We start from the raw sequence: 16,694 nt of genomic DNA on the forward strand, positions 1-16,694 counted from the left end.
GATGCGGTGCCCTTGTGCCGCGCGGCTCTGCCCTCGACAGCGGCCCGTCGATCGAGAGCGCGACAACTCTTGACGCACTGTACTTCGTTAGTTAACTTCCTAACGAAGTACACGGTACTCGCCTGCCGTGCTCCGTAAGAAGCCCGTCCCGGGGCTTCCCTACTTGCTCAACTCCCGTTCTGCCAGGCGCGGTTCGCCCGCCGTCGCAGCCAGGGCCCGGCCGGCGGATCAAGTCGCAGAGAATCAGCGGTCACTGTCCGCTTCTGCGGCTGGATCCGTCGGCCAGGCCCTGAGTGCCATGTTCTTCGGCGCTCCGTGCCCAGACGACGAAAGAGGATCCGTGCCGGTCGTTCCTTCTTCCCCGCTCGTGGTCGGTATCGACGTGGGCGGCACCAAGACCCACCTCCGCGCGCTCGCCGGCGCGGAGCAGGTCGCCGACCACGTCCGTCCGAGCAGCGGCTGGCGGCCGCACGACACGGCCGCCGCGGCCCGCTGGCTGACCGCGCTGGTCCACGAAGCTCTGCCCGCAGACGCCCGCCCGGCCGCACTGGCCGTCGGCGGGCATGCCTGTGAGACGCCCCGGCAGTGCGCCGGGATCGCCGCCGCGCTGCGGAACTCCCTCGGCGTACCGGTCCGGGTGGTGGGCGACGCCGAGCTCCTCGTCCCCGCCGCCGGTCTGGACAAGGGCGTCGGTCTGGTCGCCGGCACCGGCTCGGTGGCGGTCGGCCGGCTCGCCGACGGCAGCCCCGTGCAGGTGGGCGGCTGGGGTGCGGTGCTCGGCGACGAGGGCGGCGCCGCCGGACTCGTCCGGGAGGCCGCCCGCGCCGCCTGGGCCGCACACGACCGCGGCGAGACACCCGACGCGCTCGCGACGGGACTGGTCGCCGCCTTCGAGGTGGCCGAGGTACCCGCGCTGGGCGCCGCCCTGGAGAGCGCCACCGACGTCTCGGCCCAGTGGGGCCGGCACGCCCCGGTGCTGTTCGCGGCGGCCGACGCGGGCTCCCTGATCGCCCGGGACGTGATAGCCGACGGCGGCCGCGCGCTCGCCGCCCTGGTGACCCGGCTCGCCGCCCGCGGTCTCGCCGTGGACGACGTGGTGGTGGCGGGCGGCACGATCCTGTCCCAGCCGCGCCTGTACGACGCCTTCGCCGCCGCGCTCGCCGAGGCCGTACCCGGCGCCCGGCCGCAGCCGCTGCGCAGTCCGCCCGTGGCGGGCGCGGTGGCACTCGCGCGTTCGATCCTGTGAGGAATCCGTCCGCAGGCCGTTCACCCACGGGCCCGCGGACCACGGGCCGTTCGACGCTGCGAACACGCAGGTCCCGGCCCGCTTCCTGTGAACCACCGGACTGCCGTTCAACTCCGGGCCATGTGGCGGTCGTCGGACCATGACCATCGGGACACGGGCCGGTCCTAGAACTTCGCTCGTTCAACACTTTTCCCACGCGAACCCACACGCTCACGCACATCGGGCGCACCGGCCGTTCGCGTGAACTCCCCGTAGAACTCAAGAGAGGCACACCCATGCCGTCACCTGCCGGGCACCACTCCTCCTCTCCGGCCCGTGGACTCGCCGTCGGCCGACGGGGATTCCTGAAGACCTCGCTCGGCGCGTCGGCGGGCATGGTGGCCGCCCCGACCCTCGTCAGCTGGCTGGCCGCCGCCGACGCCAAGGCCGCCACCGCCCTCGCGTTCGTCGACGACTACAAGACGAACATCAGCACCAACCTGACGGCCGACACCAACGCGGTGGTCCGGATCCTCGGCGGCTTCGCGCAGATATGGAAGACCGGTTCGGCCTGGAACACCGGCACCGTGCTGCGCGCCGACATCCTGCGCGCCAACATGCTTTACTGCGCCCGCGTCACCACCCGGCGCACCGACGCCGAGGCGAAGAAGGCGTTCCTGTACGACCGGCAGCACCAGAGCTACGCGATGATCGCCGGCCTGGGCCCGCTGGCCGACCTCTACAAGGCCGGTTCCCTCGCGGTCACCTCGATCACCAGCGCGCCCGACTCCACGCCCGCCACCACGATCAGCGACGCCGTCCCGGCCGGCGCCCCGGCGGGCTCGGCGCTCGGCGCGGGCTCGCACGACTCGGCGCTGGGCAAGGTGGCCACCCTGGTCGACACCGTGCGCGGCAACTACGCGTCCGGCAACCCGTCCAAGTACGCCTACCAGTACCCGCGTCCGTGGCGGATGAACGAGGACAGCGAGGTCGTCGACACCGGCACGACCGACGCCTTCGGCTTCCCGGTCTACGAGTCCGACGTGGTCGTCGCCCCGCAGCTGCTGCGCCAGCGCGGCACCTCCCCCACCGACGACGGCGGTTTCCCGTCCGGCCACACCAACGCCTTCCACCTGGCGGGCCTGGCCTACGCGTACGCGGTGCCGGAGCGCTTCCAGGAGCTGGTGACCCGCGCCCTGGAGCTCGCCGACACCCGCATCGTCGCGGGCATGCACAACACGGTCGACGTGATCGGCGGCCGCATCATGGCCACCGCGCTGGCCGCCGCCACCCTCGCCGACCCGGCCAACGCCGATCTCAAGGCCGCCGCCCGCGCCCAGGCCCTCGCCTACTTCGAGGCGCAGACCGGCACCACCGCCGACACCCTGTACGCCTACGCGCACTCGGCCGGCGCGGCCACCGACCCGTACACCGACCGCGAGGCCAACGAGCGCGCCGCCACCCCCCGGCTGACGTACGTGCTCCCCCGCCAGGGCCGCGACCTGCCGCTCACCGTGCCCAAGGGCGCGGAGGTGCTCCTGGAGACCCGCCAGCCGTACCTCACCGCCGACCAGCGCCGCGAGGTGCTGCGCACCACCGGCCTGCCCTCCGGCTATGTGCTGCTGGACGGCGTCGAGCAGTGGGGCCGTCTCAACCTGTTCGCCGCGGCGGACGGTTACGGCGCCTTCGACTCGGACGTCGCGGTCACCCTGGACGCGGCGGCCGGCGGCTTCGCGGCGGCCGACAGCTGGCGCAACGACATCGACGGCCGGGGCGGTCTGACCAAGCTCGGCACCGGCACGCTCACACTGACCGGCCGCAACCGCTACTCGGGCGGGACCGTGCTGGCCGCGGGCACCCTGGCCGCCGGTTCGGACGACGCGCTGGGCCACGGCGACGTCCGGGTCTCGGCCGGCACCCTGCGGGTGACGGACCGGCTGTTCGTGCGCGGTGCGTACGCGCAGGACGGGGGCTCCCTGGAGGTCACGCTGAGCAGGGGCTGCAAGGCGCCGCTCACGGTGAAGCACCTCGCGGCCCTGGGTAAGGGCACCACGCTCACCCTGAACCTCGACACCGAGCACCCGCCGGCCGCGGGCAGCACCCTCGCCGTGATCGACGTGCCGCGACTGCGCGGTCAGTTCGACAAGGTGGAGCTGAACTCCGCCACGCTGCGGGCCGTACCCGTGTACACGGCAGACGGTCTGTCGGTACGACTCGTGAAGCGGTGACGCGCCCGGTGACGGGAGCGATGCGAAAGTAGGCCCATGGCGGCCAGTGATCGTTCCCGTCACCGCGGGCCCGGTGTCCCCGCGGGGCGGATGATGGCAAGCGAACAGCAGTCGGTTCTCGAACCCGACGTACCCGACGTCCCCGTCGGCCCCGGGCCCGTCCCGCGGCCCACCCCCGCGGCCCGGCTGGTCGCCGCCCTGCGCGCCCGCCGCCGGTGGCTGTTGCCGGCCCTCGTGGTGCTGCTGCTCGCCCAGATGGCGGCGGCGATGGTGACCACGGCCGTCCAGCAGACGCCCACCACGGACGAACCTGTGTACGTGGCGACGGCCGTCGACTATCTGCACGAGCACCGGATCCGCTACAACCCCGAGCACCCGCCGCTGGGCAAGCTCGTCATCATGGCCGGCCTCGCGGTCGCCGACCCGCACTACGACCCGTCGTACAAGGGGAACCAGGGGCAGGTGGGCCGGCATCTGCTGTACGCGTCGGGCAACGACCCCTGGCGGGTGATGCTGTGGGCCCGGCTGCCGATGATCGTGCTGACGCTGCTGTTCGGTCTGGTCGCCTTCGCCTTCGCCCGCGAGATCCTGGGCAGGACGGCCGGGCTGCTCGCGCTCACGCTGTATGCCTTCTCCCCCGACCTGATCGCACACGGCTCGCTGGCCACGCTCGACGTGCCGTCGGCCGGGTTCGTGCTGGCCTCGGCCTGGCTGGTGTGGCGGGCCCGGCGGCGGCCCCGGCTGTATCTGCCGCTCGCGGGGGCCGCGTTGGGGGCGTCGGTGGCGACGAAGATGAGCGCGCTGCCGGCGATCCCGGTGCTGGCGGCGCTGGCGGTGGTGTCGGTGTGGGGCGCACGCCCGGGCCGTGCGCTGCGCGCCCTGGCGGCCGCGGCGGTGGTGGCGGTGACGGCGGTCGCCGTGGTCTGGCTCTCCTACCTGGCGGTCGATCCCCGGCTGCGCTTCCTGCCCGCCGAACCGGTGCCGGCGGTGCACGGCCTGCGCGGAGCCCTGGTCGATCTGATGCCCTTCCCCCGGGCCTACCGGGACGGTATGCGGGTGCAGTTCGCCCTGGAGGACCTGCCCTGGCAGGGCTATCTGTTCGGGCACCTCTACACCGGGTCCCGCTGGTACTACCTGCCGGCCGCGCTGCTGGTGAAGACCCCGCTCGGCATGCTGGCACTGTGGGCGGCCGGCGCGGTGGCGGTGGTGACGGTACGCCGGCTGCGGCCGGCCGCGCCGTACGTGCTGGTGCCGCCGGCCGTGCTGCTGGCCTCGGCGATGACCGGGTCGCGGGACTTCGGGACGCGGTACGCGGTGTTCATGCCGATGTTCCTGGCGGTGGGCGGGGCCTCGGTGCTGGCGCTGCGCCGGCGGTGGGCGCGGCCGGCCGCCGGGGCGCTGGTGCTGTTCGTCGCGGTGAGTTCGCTGCGGACGTTCCCGCTGTATCTGCCGTACTCCAACGAGGCGTTCGGCGGTCCGGCGAAGACGCATCTGCGGTTGCACGACTCCAACGTGGACTGGGGCCAGGACCTGGGCAGGCTCGCCGACCGGCTGAAGGAGCGTTATCCGGGCGAGCGGATCTGGCTGGTGTACAAGGGCAGTGGCGTTCCGGCGTACTACGGCATCCATGCCGCCGACCCCCGCAAGGTGCCGGCCGGGAAGGTGCACGGGCTGCTGGTCGTCTCGGACTCGTGGGTCGCCAAAGCCCGGGGTGAACTGGCCGAATTGATCCACAGCAGCCGTCCGGTCGATGATGTCGGGCATTCGATCACCATCTACCGGCGGTGACGATCACCGGGACTCCGGCGCCGGTTCCGCTCTCCGGGAGTCCGGCCGCCGGGGCGGTCCGGCGTAGTGCACACCCCCTGGTCACCACGGTCCGTGAGCTATGTTGAGTCCTCGTGGGAGACAAAGGAGGCGCTTCGGTGCCATCGCCGCAGCAGGCTCGCGCTCAGGCATCCGCGATCACCTCGGGCAAAACCGTGCCGGAGGCGGAGGCCGCGCCCACCTCCCAGCTCCGCGAGCTCTTCGACGGCCCCCGGCTCTCCCCCGGGCAGCGGCGCATCGCCCAGTACCTGATCGACCACATCACCGAGGCGGCCTTTCTCTCCATCACCGACCTCGCCGACCGGGTCGGGGTCAGCCAGCCGTCGGTGACCCGGTTCGCGGCCGCGGTCGGCTTCAGCGGCTACCCCGCGCTGCGGGAGCGGCTCCAGTCGATCGCGCTGCGCACCCTGGCGGGCGGTACCGGGCCGGCCACCGAGCAGCGCAGCAACGAGCTCCAGGCGGCCGTGGACGCCGAGATCGAGAACCTGGAGAACCTGCGCCGGGACTTCGCCGATCCGGACCGGGTGATCTGGATCGGCCGCGAGCTGTCGAAGTCGTCCCCGCTGACCGTGCTCGGCCTGCGTATCTCCGTCTCGCTGGCGGAGTACTTCGCCTACGCCGCCCGCCGTATCCACCCCGACGTACGGCTGGTGACCCGGGGCGGCAGCGTGGCCTACGACGCGCTGCTGCAGTCGCGCGAGGCGGGCGGTACCTGGGTGCTGGCGTTCGGTATGCCGCGGCACGCGCAGGAGACGCTCACCGCGATCCGGGTGGCGCGCACCGCGGGTCTGCGGGTCGCCCTGGTGACCGACCTCGCGCTCGGCGCGCTGGCCGACGAGGCCGACGTCACCTTCAGCACCGGCATCGGGGCCCGCCTGGTCTTCGACACCTACGCGGTGCCCGGTCTGATGGCCGCCGCGCTGCTGCAGGCCATGACCGACGCCGACCCCGAGCGCACCCAGGCACGTCTGGAGGAGTACGAGCAGGTCGCCGAGCAGCACCAGTTCTTCCTCAAGGACTGACCCCGGGTCCGGCGTACCGGCCGTCCCGTCCTCTTCCCACCGCATGGCCGCGTAAGGGGATCATTCATCGCATTCCACGCATGAATGTTTTCATACGTCTTGCAAAGCGGACGGCATATATAAATACTGCTCACGGATCACCCCGGCACACCCCGGGCACGTTCCGCAACCGAGGACGCACCCGCACCCGCCCCGAGAAAGCCGACGGACCGCCCATGCGCACGCAGCACCACCCGCAGTGCCGGCGGCCGTCGCCCGGGGCCTCTGCACGGACACCCTCTGCCGCCGTCTCCTACCCGCGTCGGCGCCCCGGGTGTTCGAACGGGCATCGCCTGCGCGATTCGCCCGCGGCGGCTCCGGCCATCCCCTAGGCCGGAGCCGCCGAGACCTCCGTCGACCACCCTCACGACGCCGCACCCGGAAGCGATGATCATGACCCTGACGACGACCACGCGCATCAGCCCCGACTGGCCCTGCCAGGTCAAGGCGCCGGGCAGCTACGACTGGGAACGCTCGGCCACCAAGTGGCTGCGCGAACTGGTGCCGGCCCGCTACGCCAGCTACCCGGCGCTGATCCGCCACCCCGTGCTGCTCGCCCGGCACGCGCAGATCCAGGTCCAGCACGAGGTCCGGGTGGCGCGCACCGCACTGCAGACCGCGCGGGCCGAACTGCCCCTGCTGGGCCTGCCGGAGTCGGTCATCGAGCACACGATCAAGCTGTACGCGGCGGAGGTCATGCAGCTCCAGCACATCGCGCGCAGCGTACGCGCGGTCACCGAGGCGCTCGTCGGGCACAGCACCGGCCGCTGACCATGGCGGCCCACGTAGGCGCATGTCCTTCACGGATCCGGCACGGGTGTGATCAGAGGCACCCTCCTGTGCGATGCTCGACCCGTGACGAGCGAGCACGCATCTCCTGTGGGCACCGGCGCGGTCGCCGAGCTGACAGCACTCGCCAAGATCGTGTCCAGGCAACGCGCCGAGCTGGACCGGCTACGGGAGACGATGGCCACATCCGCCGTGGTGGAGCGGGCCACGGGCGCATTGATGGCCACCACGGGCTGCTCGCCCGAGGCCGCCCACGAAGCACTGCGGCAGCGGGCCGAAACCGGGAACCGCACGCTGCTGGAGGAGTGCTGGCTCACCCTGGGCGCGCTGATGCCCACCGCACCCCTGGCCCCGGCCGCCGCCGCCGAGGTGCCCGCCCCGGCAGCCCCCCGGGAGCCGATCGCGGCGCCCGGCACCACCGAGACGCTCGGCCGCCTCGGCAGGGCCCTGGTGCACGTGGGCTCCCCGCAGGAACTGGCCGGAGCGCTGCTGGAGCACCTGGCGCCGAAGGTCGACGCCGACGCGGTGCTGCTGTACCGGCGGCTGCCCGGCGACGGGCTCGAACTCATCGGGCACGCGGGGATCGACACCACGCTCGCCGTCCGGTGGCACCAGGTGCCCCCGCTGGACGGCATCGCCCCGCTGGAGGCGCTCAAGGCCGGTGAGCCGCTCTGGCTGGAGCGCTTCGCCGTGGACCGGCAGGAGTTCCAGCTGATCGACGAGCCGCCGGGGCGCTGGCGGTCCCGTGCCTGGCTGCCGGTCCCGGGTGACGGGCCGGCCGCCACGGCCCTCGGGGTACTGCGCCGGGACGAGGCCGTCTTCGGTCCCGCGGCCCGTGAGCTGCTAAGGGCCGTCACCCGGCTGTGCGCCGGCCGGCTCACCGCCCTCGACGGCCCGCCCGAACCGGAGGCCTCGGGCTTCTCCCGGACGGTGCAGCGGGTGCTGGACGCGCTGCCGGGAGCGGCGGTGCTGCTGACCCCGCTGCGCGCCGCCACCGGGGAGGTGGAGGACTACCTCGTGGAGGCGGCCACCCCGGACGCCTTCGACATCCTGGGCCGCACGGGCCGCGAGATGGTCGGCGCGCGCATCCTGGAGAGCTACCCCGCCGTCGCCGGCGAGTCGCTGTGGCAGGGATACCTCAAGGCGCTCGGCGGTGAGCCGTACGAGGGCGAGCCGTTCGTCTACGAGGAGGTCGTCGCGGGGGTCACCGTGACGGCCACCTACTCGGTACGGGCCGCGCGGCTCGATGACGGGCTGCTCGTGACCTGGCTGCGGCACGACACCGAGGAACGGCAGGAACAGCGGCTGGCGGACATGCAGCGGCTGGGCAACCTCGGCTGGGCGAACTGGAACCTGGTCACCCGTCAGGTCACCTGGTCCTCGCAGGTCTACACCATCCTGGGCCGCGACCCGGGACGCGGAGCGGTTCCGCTGGACCTGCTGCCGGATCTCGTGCTGCCCGAGGACGCCCATGCGTTGGCCCGCGCGGTCTCCGAACTCGCCCGCGGCGGCAACCAGTTCGACGTCCCGTTCCGGATAAGGTCCGGGAACGCCGTACGGCATCTGCGAGCCGTCGCCGAAGCGGTGACCGCCCCGGACGGCACGGTCGTCGAGGTGCACGGCTTCGTGCAGGACCTCACCGCGCAGCGCAGCGCCGAACTCGCCCTGGTGGACAGCGAGCGGGCGATCCTGGTGCAGCGCGGTGTCCTGGAGGCCGAGCGCGCGCTGGCCGCCCGGCTCCAGCACGCGCTGCTGCCGCTGCCCAGCAAGCCGATGCGGCTGCGCGGGCTGCGCGTCGAGGTCGCCTATCTGCCCGCTCAGGCGGGGGTGCATGTCGGCGGCGACTGGTTCAGCGCCATCGAACTGCCCGACGACGCGGCGCTGTTCGTGATCGGCGACGTGGCGGGCCATGGTGTCGACGCGGTGGCGACGATGGCCCAGCTCCGGTTCACCGCCAAGGGCATGGTGACCACCGGATCCTCCCTGACCGGTGCGCTCGCCCGGCTGAACTTCCTGCTGCTGCACTCGCGCGACGCCCAGGCCACCGCGACGCTCGTCCTCGCCCGCTACGAGCCCGCCGATCGCCGTCTCACCTGGGCCCAGGCGGGTCATCTGCCGCCCCTCCTGGTCCGCGCGGGCGAGGTCCAGCTGCTCGACCGCCCGGACGGCATGCTGCTCGGCGCCTCGGCGCACCCGGTCTACGAGTCCGCCGAGTGCCGGCTGGAGCCCGGCGACCGGCTGCTGATGTACACCGACGGCCTGGTCGAACGGCCGGGCGAGGACATCGACACGGGCCTGGCCCGCCTGTCCGGGGCCGTCCGCGCCGCCGGCCCCGGCTCCCTGGACGCGCTCCTCGCCGCGATGCTGGAGGGCGAGCGGCGGGACGACGTCTGCGTGCTGGACATCCGGGTGCCGGTCGCGGACGAGGAGTAGCCGGACCGGTCAGTCGTCGTCCCGGTGGAGCCAGTACCAGAACAGGCCCGCCACGAGGGCCAGCAGGAAGACGGCGGGCACCAGCAGGCCCGGGACGCGGGAGCCGTTCATCGGCATGGCCTTCGGGGTCGTACGACGGGAGCACGGCGGCACGGAACCGCCGGGTGGCTGCCCATCGTGGCGCCCGCCCAGCGGACTTTCCGGTGCTTTCCCGATCCGTTGCCCGGCGTTCGAGGCGGCGGGGTCAGCCGTCGCCGAGGCTGGTGCGGGACTCCAGGGACTTGCGGGTGTCGTCGCCGTAGACACCGCGTTCGTCGCCGCTGATGCCGTACCAGATCTGGAAGCGTTCCACGGCCGCGGCGAGGGTGGCGTCGTACGTTCCGCTGGTGGAGCCGTCGCGGTAGACGTCCGGGATGCGCAGCAGGCGTTGCTCCAGTTCGACCACCTGGGGGCCGCTGTCACCCTGGCGCAGGGTGCCGGCGCCGTCGGGGTCGGCGGAGCCGGACGCCGTCGGGGCCGTGGTGGCCGGTGCCGTGGTGGCGGACGGGGACGGCTGGGCGGCCTCGGCGGTGCTCCCGCGGCCGGGCAGCAGCAGGGCGCAGCCGAAGCCGACCAGGGCCGCGGCTCCGACGGCCACGACGGCGGCCGCCCGGCGCAGTCCCGGGCCGAAGCCGAAGGCGCGGGACACGTGGGCGCCCGGTCCGTGACCGTGGCCGTGGGCATGGCCGCCCGGCCCGGTGCGCGGGCCGTCGGTGACGGGTGGCAGTTCCTGGGTCTCGTCCTCGGTTCCCGCGCCGGTCCACGATGCCGTGCCGAAGGCGTCGAACTCCGCCGGGCCCGGCTGGTTCTTCTGCCCGTACTTCTGCTCGTTGTTCTGTTCCCGTGCCCTCTCGTCGGCCTCCGCCTCCTCACGGATCTCGCGCATCAGCTCCGCGAGGGCGTCGAGCCGGCGGGGGCGCAGCACCCGGACCGGTTCCAGGACCGGTCCGCGGTGCGGCTGTTCCGGGTCGGGCGGTGTCGACACACTGCTCTCCTTCTACGTCCCGTGCGCACGGGTGTCCGCGATCCCCGAGAACAGATACGGGAGGACCGGCACAACGGTTCAGCCCGGGCGGACCGAGCGGGCGGACGGGGCCTTGAAGAGCACTCAGTCCCCCACACGAGTGCACTGAGTGCCAGGAGGGCGGACGGAATGCTACGTTCGCGTCCATGAGCTCCAGCAGCACGGCACCACCCGCGAAACCGGCCATGCGGGACGCCTTGGTCGCGGCGGCCTTCCAGCTCTTCCTGGAGCGCGGCTACGAGCAGACGACGGTCGACGACATCGTTGCCCTGGCCGGCGTCGGGCGGCGCTCCTTCTTCCGCTACTTCCCGTCCAAGGAGGACGTGGTCTTCCCCGACCACGAGGGCTGCCTGGCCGACATGACCGCCTTCCTGGCGGCGAGCGCACCGGAGCACGAGCCGGTGCGGCGGGTGTGCGACGCGGCCCGGCTGGTGCTGCGGATGTACGCGGAGAACCCCACGTTCTCCGTGCAGCGCTACCGGCTCACCAAGCAGGTGCCCGGACTGCGGGCGTACGAGCTCTCGGTGGTGTGGCGCTACGAGCGGGCGCTGGCCGAGTATCTGCGCGACCGTTTCGCCGGCCGCCGGGACGGGACGCTGCGGGCGGACGTCATCGCGGCGGCCGTGGTCGCCGCGCACAACAACGCGCTCCGCTCCTGGCTGCGTTCGGACGGCCGGGCAGACGCGGGCGCCACCGTCGACCACGCCCTGCGCTATGTGCAGGACGCGTTCGGCACCCCGGCCGCCTACGCCGACGCCGGGGCCGGGGCCGGGGCCGGGGCCGGGGCCGGGGCCGCAACGGAGGTCGCGTCCGACGGAGCGTCGGCCGCGCTGTTCGGCGGCCCCGCGGAGCACCCGGACGACGTCGTTGTCCTCGTCTCCCGGCGCGACGCCCCGCTGTGGCGGGTGGTGCAGGAGATCGAGACCGCGTTCGGCCGCACCTGACCGCCGGAAGACCGGCGAAAATTTGGGGTACGCAGTGCCTTTACGAGTGGCACTGAGTGCCATACCCTGTCGACGTGCGCGGTGGCACGGCGAACCGGGCACCTGCGTGTCCGGCCGGGTCCGGGCACGCCGGATTCGGGATTCCGGGCGAGCGCAGGGAGTTGACCAGCGTGTACCACCACTCGGCGAGCGCCGCACAGTCGGCGGTCGGATTCGCGACGAGCGTTCTCGACCCCGCGCCCGCGGACCACCACAAGGACGCCATCGTCTTCCAGCGCTGCACCTGGTGCGGCACCGCCATGTACCACCGGCTGCTGTGTCCGGTGTGCCAGGGCAGCGAGCTGCGCACGGAGCGCAGCGAAGGCGTGGGCACGGTCCGCCACTCGTCGGTGGTGCACCGCAACACGCCCGCCGCACGCAATGTGTCGCTGATCGAGATGGCCGAGGGGTTCGTGGTGCGGGGCAGGGTCATGGGCCCGCCGATCGGCATCCACAGCGGCGACCGGGTCAAGCTCTCCACGACCAGGGACCCGGTGCGCGGTGAGCCGGTCTTCCAGCTGCTCGACGAGCCCTACCGGGCCTGGAGCTGACGGTCGGAAACCCGGTTGCGCGGCAGCCGGCGGCCTGGGCGAGGATACGGCCATGGACGATGAATCGGCCCAGGTGACGGCGGCGATCGCGGGCGAGCTGCGGCTCATGGACCCCGAGGTGCGCGCCTCGCGGGTACTGGCGCGCGAGCTGCTGGACCCTGAGTTCGTGGAGGTGGGCGCGTCCGGCCGCCGGTACGGGTACGAGCAGCTGCTCGCCGAACTGCCGGACAAGCCGGGCGCGTCGAAGGACGGCCCGCGGTACGAGCCCTCCGGCATGACCGGGGTGGTCCTGGCCCCGGGCCTGGTGCAGGTGACCTTCGAGGCGAGGCTCGGCGACCGCCGCTCCCGGCACAGCTCCCTGTGGCGCCGGCGCGACGGACAGAGCGGCTGGCGGATGTACTACCACCAGGCCACGGCCGTACCGCCCGGCGTCGATCCCGTACCACCGGCCACTGCCCCATAACCAGCCACTCCCCCCTCACAGGCAACCCACAGACTCACCTCTCCGTCCTCCGGAACGCGAGAGGCATCCCGGGACGGCCGGGGTGCCTGTGCTCGCCTTCCGAGGAGGGGAACATTGGTCCGTACCCGGCGAATATGGGTCACCGCGGCCGCGGTGCTCGCGCTGGCGGGAGGGGTGTCCGGTACCACCGCACACGCTCAACAGGTTCTGGCGGCCACCGAGTCCGGCGGGAAGCTGCCGCCGGGCTGGCGCATCGACGACGGGCGGTCGGCGCCCGAGCTGGTGTGGCGGTCCGGCAGACAGGTGCCGATGGGGGACGCCCGGGTCGAATTCCGTTCGGACGGACGGTTGTTGGGGGTGCCGAAGCCCGAGCGCGACGGGCACACCTTCCGGCTCGGTCTCGAAGCGGCGCGCACCGGCGACCTCAAGGACCTCCAGGTCTGGTCCGGTGGACGGCGGCTGGACACCAGCTCCCCCGTCACCACGTCACCGACGCCGGCCGCCCGGCCCCCTGCTCCGCTGCCCGCCGATCCGGTGGACCCTGGCAAGCCCGGCCGCTACCGCACCACCACCGGCTCGTACCAGCTCAAGTCCGTCCGGCTGCCCGGGTTCTCCGTCCCCGTGGAGATGAGTGCCGTCGTGGTCGCGCCCACCGGGATCTCCGGTCCGCGCCCGCTCGCGCTGTTCCTGCACGGCCGCCACGCCACCTGTTACACCCCGCACGGCGACGACGGTGAGGCGGCCGGCGCCTGGCCGTGCCCGATCGGGTCGATCGCGGTGCCGAGCGACCGGGGCTATCTGCGCGACCAGCGACTGCTCGCGTCCCAGGGCTATGTGACCGTTTCGATCGCGGCGAACGGGATCAACGGCCAGGACTGGCAGGCCGAGGACGGCGGGGCACAGGCCCGTTCGTCGCTGATCCGGCTGCACCTGGCGCAGTGGGCCGACTGGGCGCGGCATCCGCAGCGTGCGCCGCGGATCGTCCGCGAGGCGCCCCGCGCCGACCTGTCCCGGGTCCTGCTGATCGGCCACTCGCGGGGCGGCGAGGGCGTGAACCGGGCCGCGCTGGACAGCCTCTACCCGCCACCGGCCGACCAGGACGGCTACCACGGCGCGGTGCGCTGGCACATCAGCGGGACCGTGCTGATCGGTCCGACCGTCTTCGGCCAGAACCCGGTGCCGGACGTACCGTCGCTCACGGTCCTGCCCGGCTGCGACGGTGATGTCTCCGACCTCCAGGGCGAGGTGTACGTCGACGGCACCCGCGCGGTCAGCGCCGGAAAGGCCCTGCACAGCGCGGTGTTCGTCATCGGCGCCAACCACAACTTCTTCAACACCGAGTGGACGCCCGGGCAGGCGCAGGCCCCGGCGGAGGACGACTTCTACGACGACGGGGACCACCCGGACCCGGTGTGCGGGAAGCATGCCGCGACCCGGCTGACCGCCGACCAGCAGCACCGGGCGGGCTCGACCTACATCGCGGCGGCGGCCCGGCTGTTCGTGGCCGGTGACGACAAGGTGCGTCCGCTGCTGGACGGTTCGGGGCGGCGGGCGCCCTCCGCGGATCCGGCGCGGGTGCTCAGCCACGCGGTCGGCGCGAACCGTGGCGCCGGCTTCCTGCCGGACGGCGGGGTGACCGTGACCGGCGGCCGGCTGTGCGCCGCGGTCGACCCCGCCCCGGCGAAGGCCTGCCTGGGCCAGGGTGCCGAGGGCGTCTCGCCGCACTTCGCGCAGTGGGAGACGGGACGGGAGGCCGGCCGGCACGCGGTCGCGCTGCGCTGGACGGCCACGGGAGCACGGACCCGCGTCGCGGTGGCGCGGCCGGTCTCCCTCCACGGCAGCGAGGCGCTCGCCCTGCGGCTCTTCGTGCCGCCGAACTCCCGGGGCACGAAGCTCGACGTCTCCGTCACGGACACCCACGGCCGGCAGGCGACGCTGGGCCGGGTCGGCATCGACGGGCTGCCCGGCAGCGACCGCACCGCGTCCTACTGGGCCCGCGAGGTCCGGGTGCCGCTGACCGCCGCCCGCCGCGCCGGGGTCGACCTGCGGTCGGTCAAGTCCCTTGATCTGACCTCGCGTTCGGCGTCCGGACAGGCCTGGCTGATGGATGCCTGGGGCTGGCGGCCGGGCACCCCCGCGGTACGGGCGGCGGCACTGCCGCGCGTCGACATCGGCCGGCTGACGGTCGACGAGGGCGACTCGGGCGTGCGCACCTACCGGGTACCGGTCCGGGTGTCCGGGCAGGGCAGCGGCCGGGTCCGGGTGTACGTCGTCGACCCGGCCACCGGCGAGGCCGGGGACCGCCTGGTCACCGTGCGGCCGGGCGGCCACGACATCGACGTGCCGATCGAGGTGAAGGGCAACACGCGTTACGGCACCGACGTGCCGTACGACGTGCTGGTCAAGGCCGTGCACGGGGCGGTCGTCGGCTCCTACCGGGGCGGGCTGACCGTGCGCAACGACGACCCGGCGCCCACCGTCACCGTGACCCCGCTCGCCGACCGGGTGACCGAGGGCGAGGCCCTGAAGTGGCGGATCTCGCTGTCCGAGGCCGCGGACACGGACATCGCCACGCTGTTCGTCCCGGTTCCGGTCAGCGGCCCTGAGCTGTCCACCAAGGACGTCGACCCGCAATGGCTGGCCGGGACCTCCGGCGCCGAACCCGACCCGGAGCGGCCGCTGTCGAAGGTGGACGGCCTCTACCTGTGGCTGGACGTCCCCGCCGGGAAGACGAGCCTCGACGTGACCATACCCACGGTGAAGGACCAGGTCAGGGAGTCCGCCGAGACGGTGAGCTTCCAGCAGACCGACGACTCGGACAGACCGCTGCCCGGCGGGCTGGTGCTCACCGGAACGGTGCTGGACGCCTCGTAACGCCCCGTGCGCCCTGGGGAGGTCGCGGCCTCCTCAGGGCGTCAGGGTCACCCGGATGCCGACGGTGCCGTCCAGGCCCCGGCGCAGCCTGCTGCCGAGGAGGGTGAGGCGGCCGGTGATGCCGTACTTGCGGGCGATGAGGCCGCGGTAGCGGGCCGTGGTGGCCGCGTCGGCGATCTCGGCGGTGGCCGGGACCGGGTCGCCGGTCGGACGTCCGCGCAGGTCGCAGGGGCCGACCTGGACATCGGCGCGGCGGCGGATCCGCTTCACCTTCCAGCTGTCGGTGGTCGTCCAGACGCCGAGCCCGTCCCCGTCCTGCACCACCCACACCGGGGTGGGCACGGGCGTGCCGTCCTTGCGATAGCTGGTGACCAGCAGATACTTACCGGCGCCGAGCCGGTCGAGGTCCGTCCCGGTGGTGTCGTCCATGCCGGAAGTCTAGGCGTCCCTCGGCCGTGCGAGGAGGCCGAGGTAGCGGCGGGCGAAGAGATAGGCGTCGCCGGGCCAGCGGGCCGAGAGATAGGTGCCGTCCTCGACGACGAAGGCGGCGGTGTCGTCGGTCTCGGTCCCGCGCCGGGAGAGCTCGCGGGGCCCGCGCTCGAACTGGGCGGCCGGGTCGGCGAGCGCGGCACGCACCTCGTCCTCGACGTAGGCCGGATAGGTGCGGTAGTAGCGGCCGAGGCGCCAGGCGGTCGCGAAGTAGGCGGTGCGTTCCATGTACTTGGGCAGGCAGGTGGTCCGGCGGCCGGACAGCACACTGCGGCCCGTGGCCGGGTCCAGGGTGCGGGCGAGGACCAGTACGCCGTGGCAGATCGCGCCGACCGGGCGGCCGAGCGCCCAGAACTTCCGCACCTGCTCCTGGAGTTCGGCCGAGCCGAGGTACTGGCGCATGCCGGGCGCGTGGCCGCCGGGCAGCAGCAGGCCGTCGTAGTCCGTGACGTCGAGGTCGGACCAGGCGAGCGTGGCGGCGAACTCCGGTGCGGCGGTGAGCTGTTCGTAGAACGTCCTGGGTTCGCCGTCGGCGCCGAGCTGTCCGAACAGGACGCCGGTGAGCAGCCGGGGGTCGGCGGCGGGCCGGGTGCCGGCGCGCTCGGTGGCGAACACGACCTCGTGGCCGGCCCGGGTCAGCAACCGCCAGGGCACGGCCACCTCGGTCACGTCGAAGTCGTGGTCGGGGACGGGCATCAGCACACGCAT

Annotated in this window: 13 protein-coding genes; 10 read left to right on the forward strand and 3 right to left on the reverse strand. The window is 73.2% G+C overall.

Annotated features, from left to right (window positions below):
- Positions 1-298: 298 nt before the first annotated feature.
- The 6 genes from ACIRR9_RS07770 (at position 299) to ACIRR9_RS07795 (ending at position 9,563) form a co-directional block, all read left to right on the forward strand.
- Positions 299-1,246, forward strand: coding sequence for an N-acetylglucosamine kinase (locus ACIRR9_RS07770; protein WP_403748691.1), 948 nt, complete (start codon positions 299-301; stop codon positions 1,244-1,246).
- A 275-nt stretch (positions 1,247-1,521) separates the two neighbouring features.
- On the forward strand, positions 1,522-3,453 hold the full coding sequence (locus tag ACIRR9_RS07775) for a phosphatase PAP2 family protein (RefSeq protein WP_403748693.1): 1,932 nt from the start codon (positions 1,522-1,524) through the stop codon (positions 3,451-3,453).
- Positions 3,454-3,489: 36 nt separating this feature from the next.
- Positions 3,490-5,241 (forward strand): ArnT family glycosyltransferase, encoded by a 1,752-nt coding sequence (locus ACIRR9_RS07780; protein WP_403748695.1) that lies wholly within the window; start codon positions 3,490-3,492, stop codon positions 5,239-5,241.
- Between the two features lie 137 nt (positions 5,242-5,378).
- A complete protein-coding gene (locus ACIRR9_RS07785) occupies positions 5,379-6,302 on the forward strand; it encodes a MurR/RpiR family transcriptional regulator (RefSeq protein WP_365352930.1) in 924 nt (307 codons plus the stop codon).
- Between the two features lie 426 nt (positions 6,303-6,728).
- Positions 6,729-7,112: a hypothetical protein gene (locus ACIRR9_RS07790; protein ID WP_185149487.1), complete on the forward strand. Its 384-nt coding sequence runs from the start codon at positions 6,729-6,731 to the stop codon at positions 7,110-7,112.
- An 84-nt stretch (positions 7,113-7,196) separates the two neighbouring features.
- A complete protein-coding gene (locus ACIRR9_RS07795; RefSeq protein WP_403748697.1) occupies positions 7,197-9,563 on the forward strand; it encodes a SpoIIE family protein phosphatase in 2,367 nt (788 codons plus the stop codon).
- Between the two features lie 244 nt (positions 9,564-9,807).
- Here the strand turns inward: ACIRR9_RS07795 and ACIRR9_RS07800 are convergent, their stop codons facing one another.
- The gene (locus tag ACIRR9_RS07800; RefSeq protein ID WP_403748699.1) at positions 9,808-10,587 is read right to left on the reverse strand and encodes a peptidoglycan-binding protein; all 780 of its coding nucleotides are present in this window, start codon (positions 10,585-10,587) and stop codon (positions 9,808-9,810) included.
- A gap of 185 nt (positions 10,588-10,772) precedes the next feature.
- On the opposite strand from ACIRR9_RS07800, the gene ACIRR9_RS07805 reads away from it, so the two are divergent.
- The 4 genes from ACIRR9_RS07805 (at position 10,773) to ACIRR9_RS07820 (ending at position 15,497) form a co-directional block, all read left to right on the forward strand.
- Positions 10,773-11,570, forward strand: a complete 798-nt coding sequence (locus tag ACIRR9_RS07805; RefSeq protein WP_403748701.1) for a TetR family transcriptional regulator — start codon at positions 10,773-10,775, stop codon at positions 11,568-11,570.
- Between the two features lie 170 nt (positions 11,571-11,740).
- On the forward strand, positions 11,741-12,160 hold the full coding sequence (locus tag ACIRR9_RS07810) for a Zn-ribbon domain-containing OB-fold protein (RefSeq protein ID WP_403749014.1): 420 nt from the start codon (positions 11,741-11,743) through the stop codon (positions 12,158-12,160).
- Positions 12,161-12,212: 52 nt separating this feature from the next.
- Positions 12,213-12,623 carry a DUF4440 domain-containing protein gene (locus tag ACIRR9_RS07815; RefSeq protein ID WP_403748703.1) on the forward strand — a complete coding sequence of 137 codons (411 nt, stop codon included), beginning with the start codon at positions 12,213-12,215 and terminating at the stop codon, positions 12,621-12,623.
- 114 nt (positions 12,624-12,737) lie between these two features.
- On the forward strand, positions 12,738-15,497 hold the full coding sequence (locus ACIRR9_RS07820; protein ID WP_403748704.1) for a hypothetical protein: 2,760 nt from the start codon (positions 12,738-12,740) through the stop codon (positions 15,495-15,497).
- A gap of 33 nt (positions 15,498-15,530) precedes the next feature.
- Here ACIRR9_RS07820 and ACIRR9_RS07825 read toward each other — a convergent pair whose 3' ends face one another.
- Together ACIRR9_RS07825 and ACIRR9_RS07830 are read right to left on the reverse strand one after the other, a co-directional pair.
- A complete protein-coding gene (locus tag ACIRR9_RS07825) occupies positions 15,531-15,926 on the reverse strand; it encodes a PPOX class F420-dependent oxidoreductase (protein WP_403748705.1) in 396 nt (131 codons plus the stop codon).
- 9 nt (positions 15,927-15,935) lie between these two features.
- Positions 15,936-16,694: a type 1 glutamine amidotransferase domain-containing protein gene (locus tag ACIRR9_RS07830; protein WP_403748708.1), complete on the reverse strand. Its 759-nt coding sequence runs from the start codon at positions 16,692-16,694 to the stop codon at positions 15,936-15,938.

The sequence above is a fragment of the Streptomyces sp. NPDC101234 genome, from assembly GCF_044767525.1.
In the GTDB taxonomy this organism is placed as follows: Bacteria; Actinomycetota; Actinomycetes; order Streptomycetales; family Streptomycetaceae; genus Streptomyces; species Streptomyces sasae.

Bases quoted from the DNA above. Each gene is read 5' to 3' on its own strand.
- ACIRR9_RS07770 (WP_403748691.1), top strand. From the start codon at position 299: ATGTTCTTCGGCGCTCCGTGCCCAGACGACGAAAGAGGATCCGTGCCG.
- ACIRR9_RS07775 (WP_403748693.1), top strand. From the start codon at position 1,522: ATGCCGTCACCTGCCGGGCACCACTCCTCCTCTCCGGCCCGTGGACTC.
- ACIRR9_RS07780 (WP_403748695.1), top strand. From the start codon at position 3,490: ATGGCGGCCAGTGATCGTTCCCGTCACCGCGGGCCCGGTGTCCCCGCG.
- ACIRR9_RS07790 (WP_185149487.1), top strand. From the start codon at position 6,729: ATGATCATGACCCTGACGACGACCACGCGCATCAGCCCCGACTGGCCC.
- ACIRR9_RS07805 (WP_403748701.1), top strand. From the start codon at position 10,773: ATGAGCTCCAGCAGCACGGCACCACCCGCGAAACCGGCCATGCGGGAC.
- ACIRR9_RS07815 (WP_403748703.1), top strand. From the start codon at position 12,213: ATGGACGATGAATCGGCCCAGGTGACGGCGGCGATCGCGGGCGAGCTG.
- ACIRR9_RS07825 (WP_403748705.1), bottom strand. From the start codon at position 15,926: ATGGACGACACCACCGGGACGGACCTCGACCGGCTCGGCGCCGGTAAG.
- ACIRR9_RS07830 (WP_403748708.1), bottom strand. From the start codon at position 16,694: ATGCGTGTGCTGATGCCCGTCCCCGACCACGACTTCGACGTGACCGAG.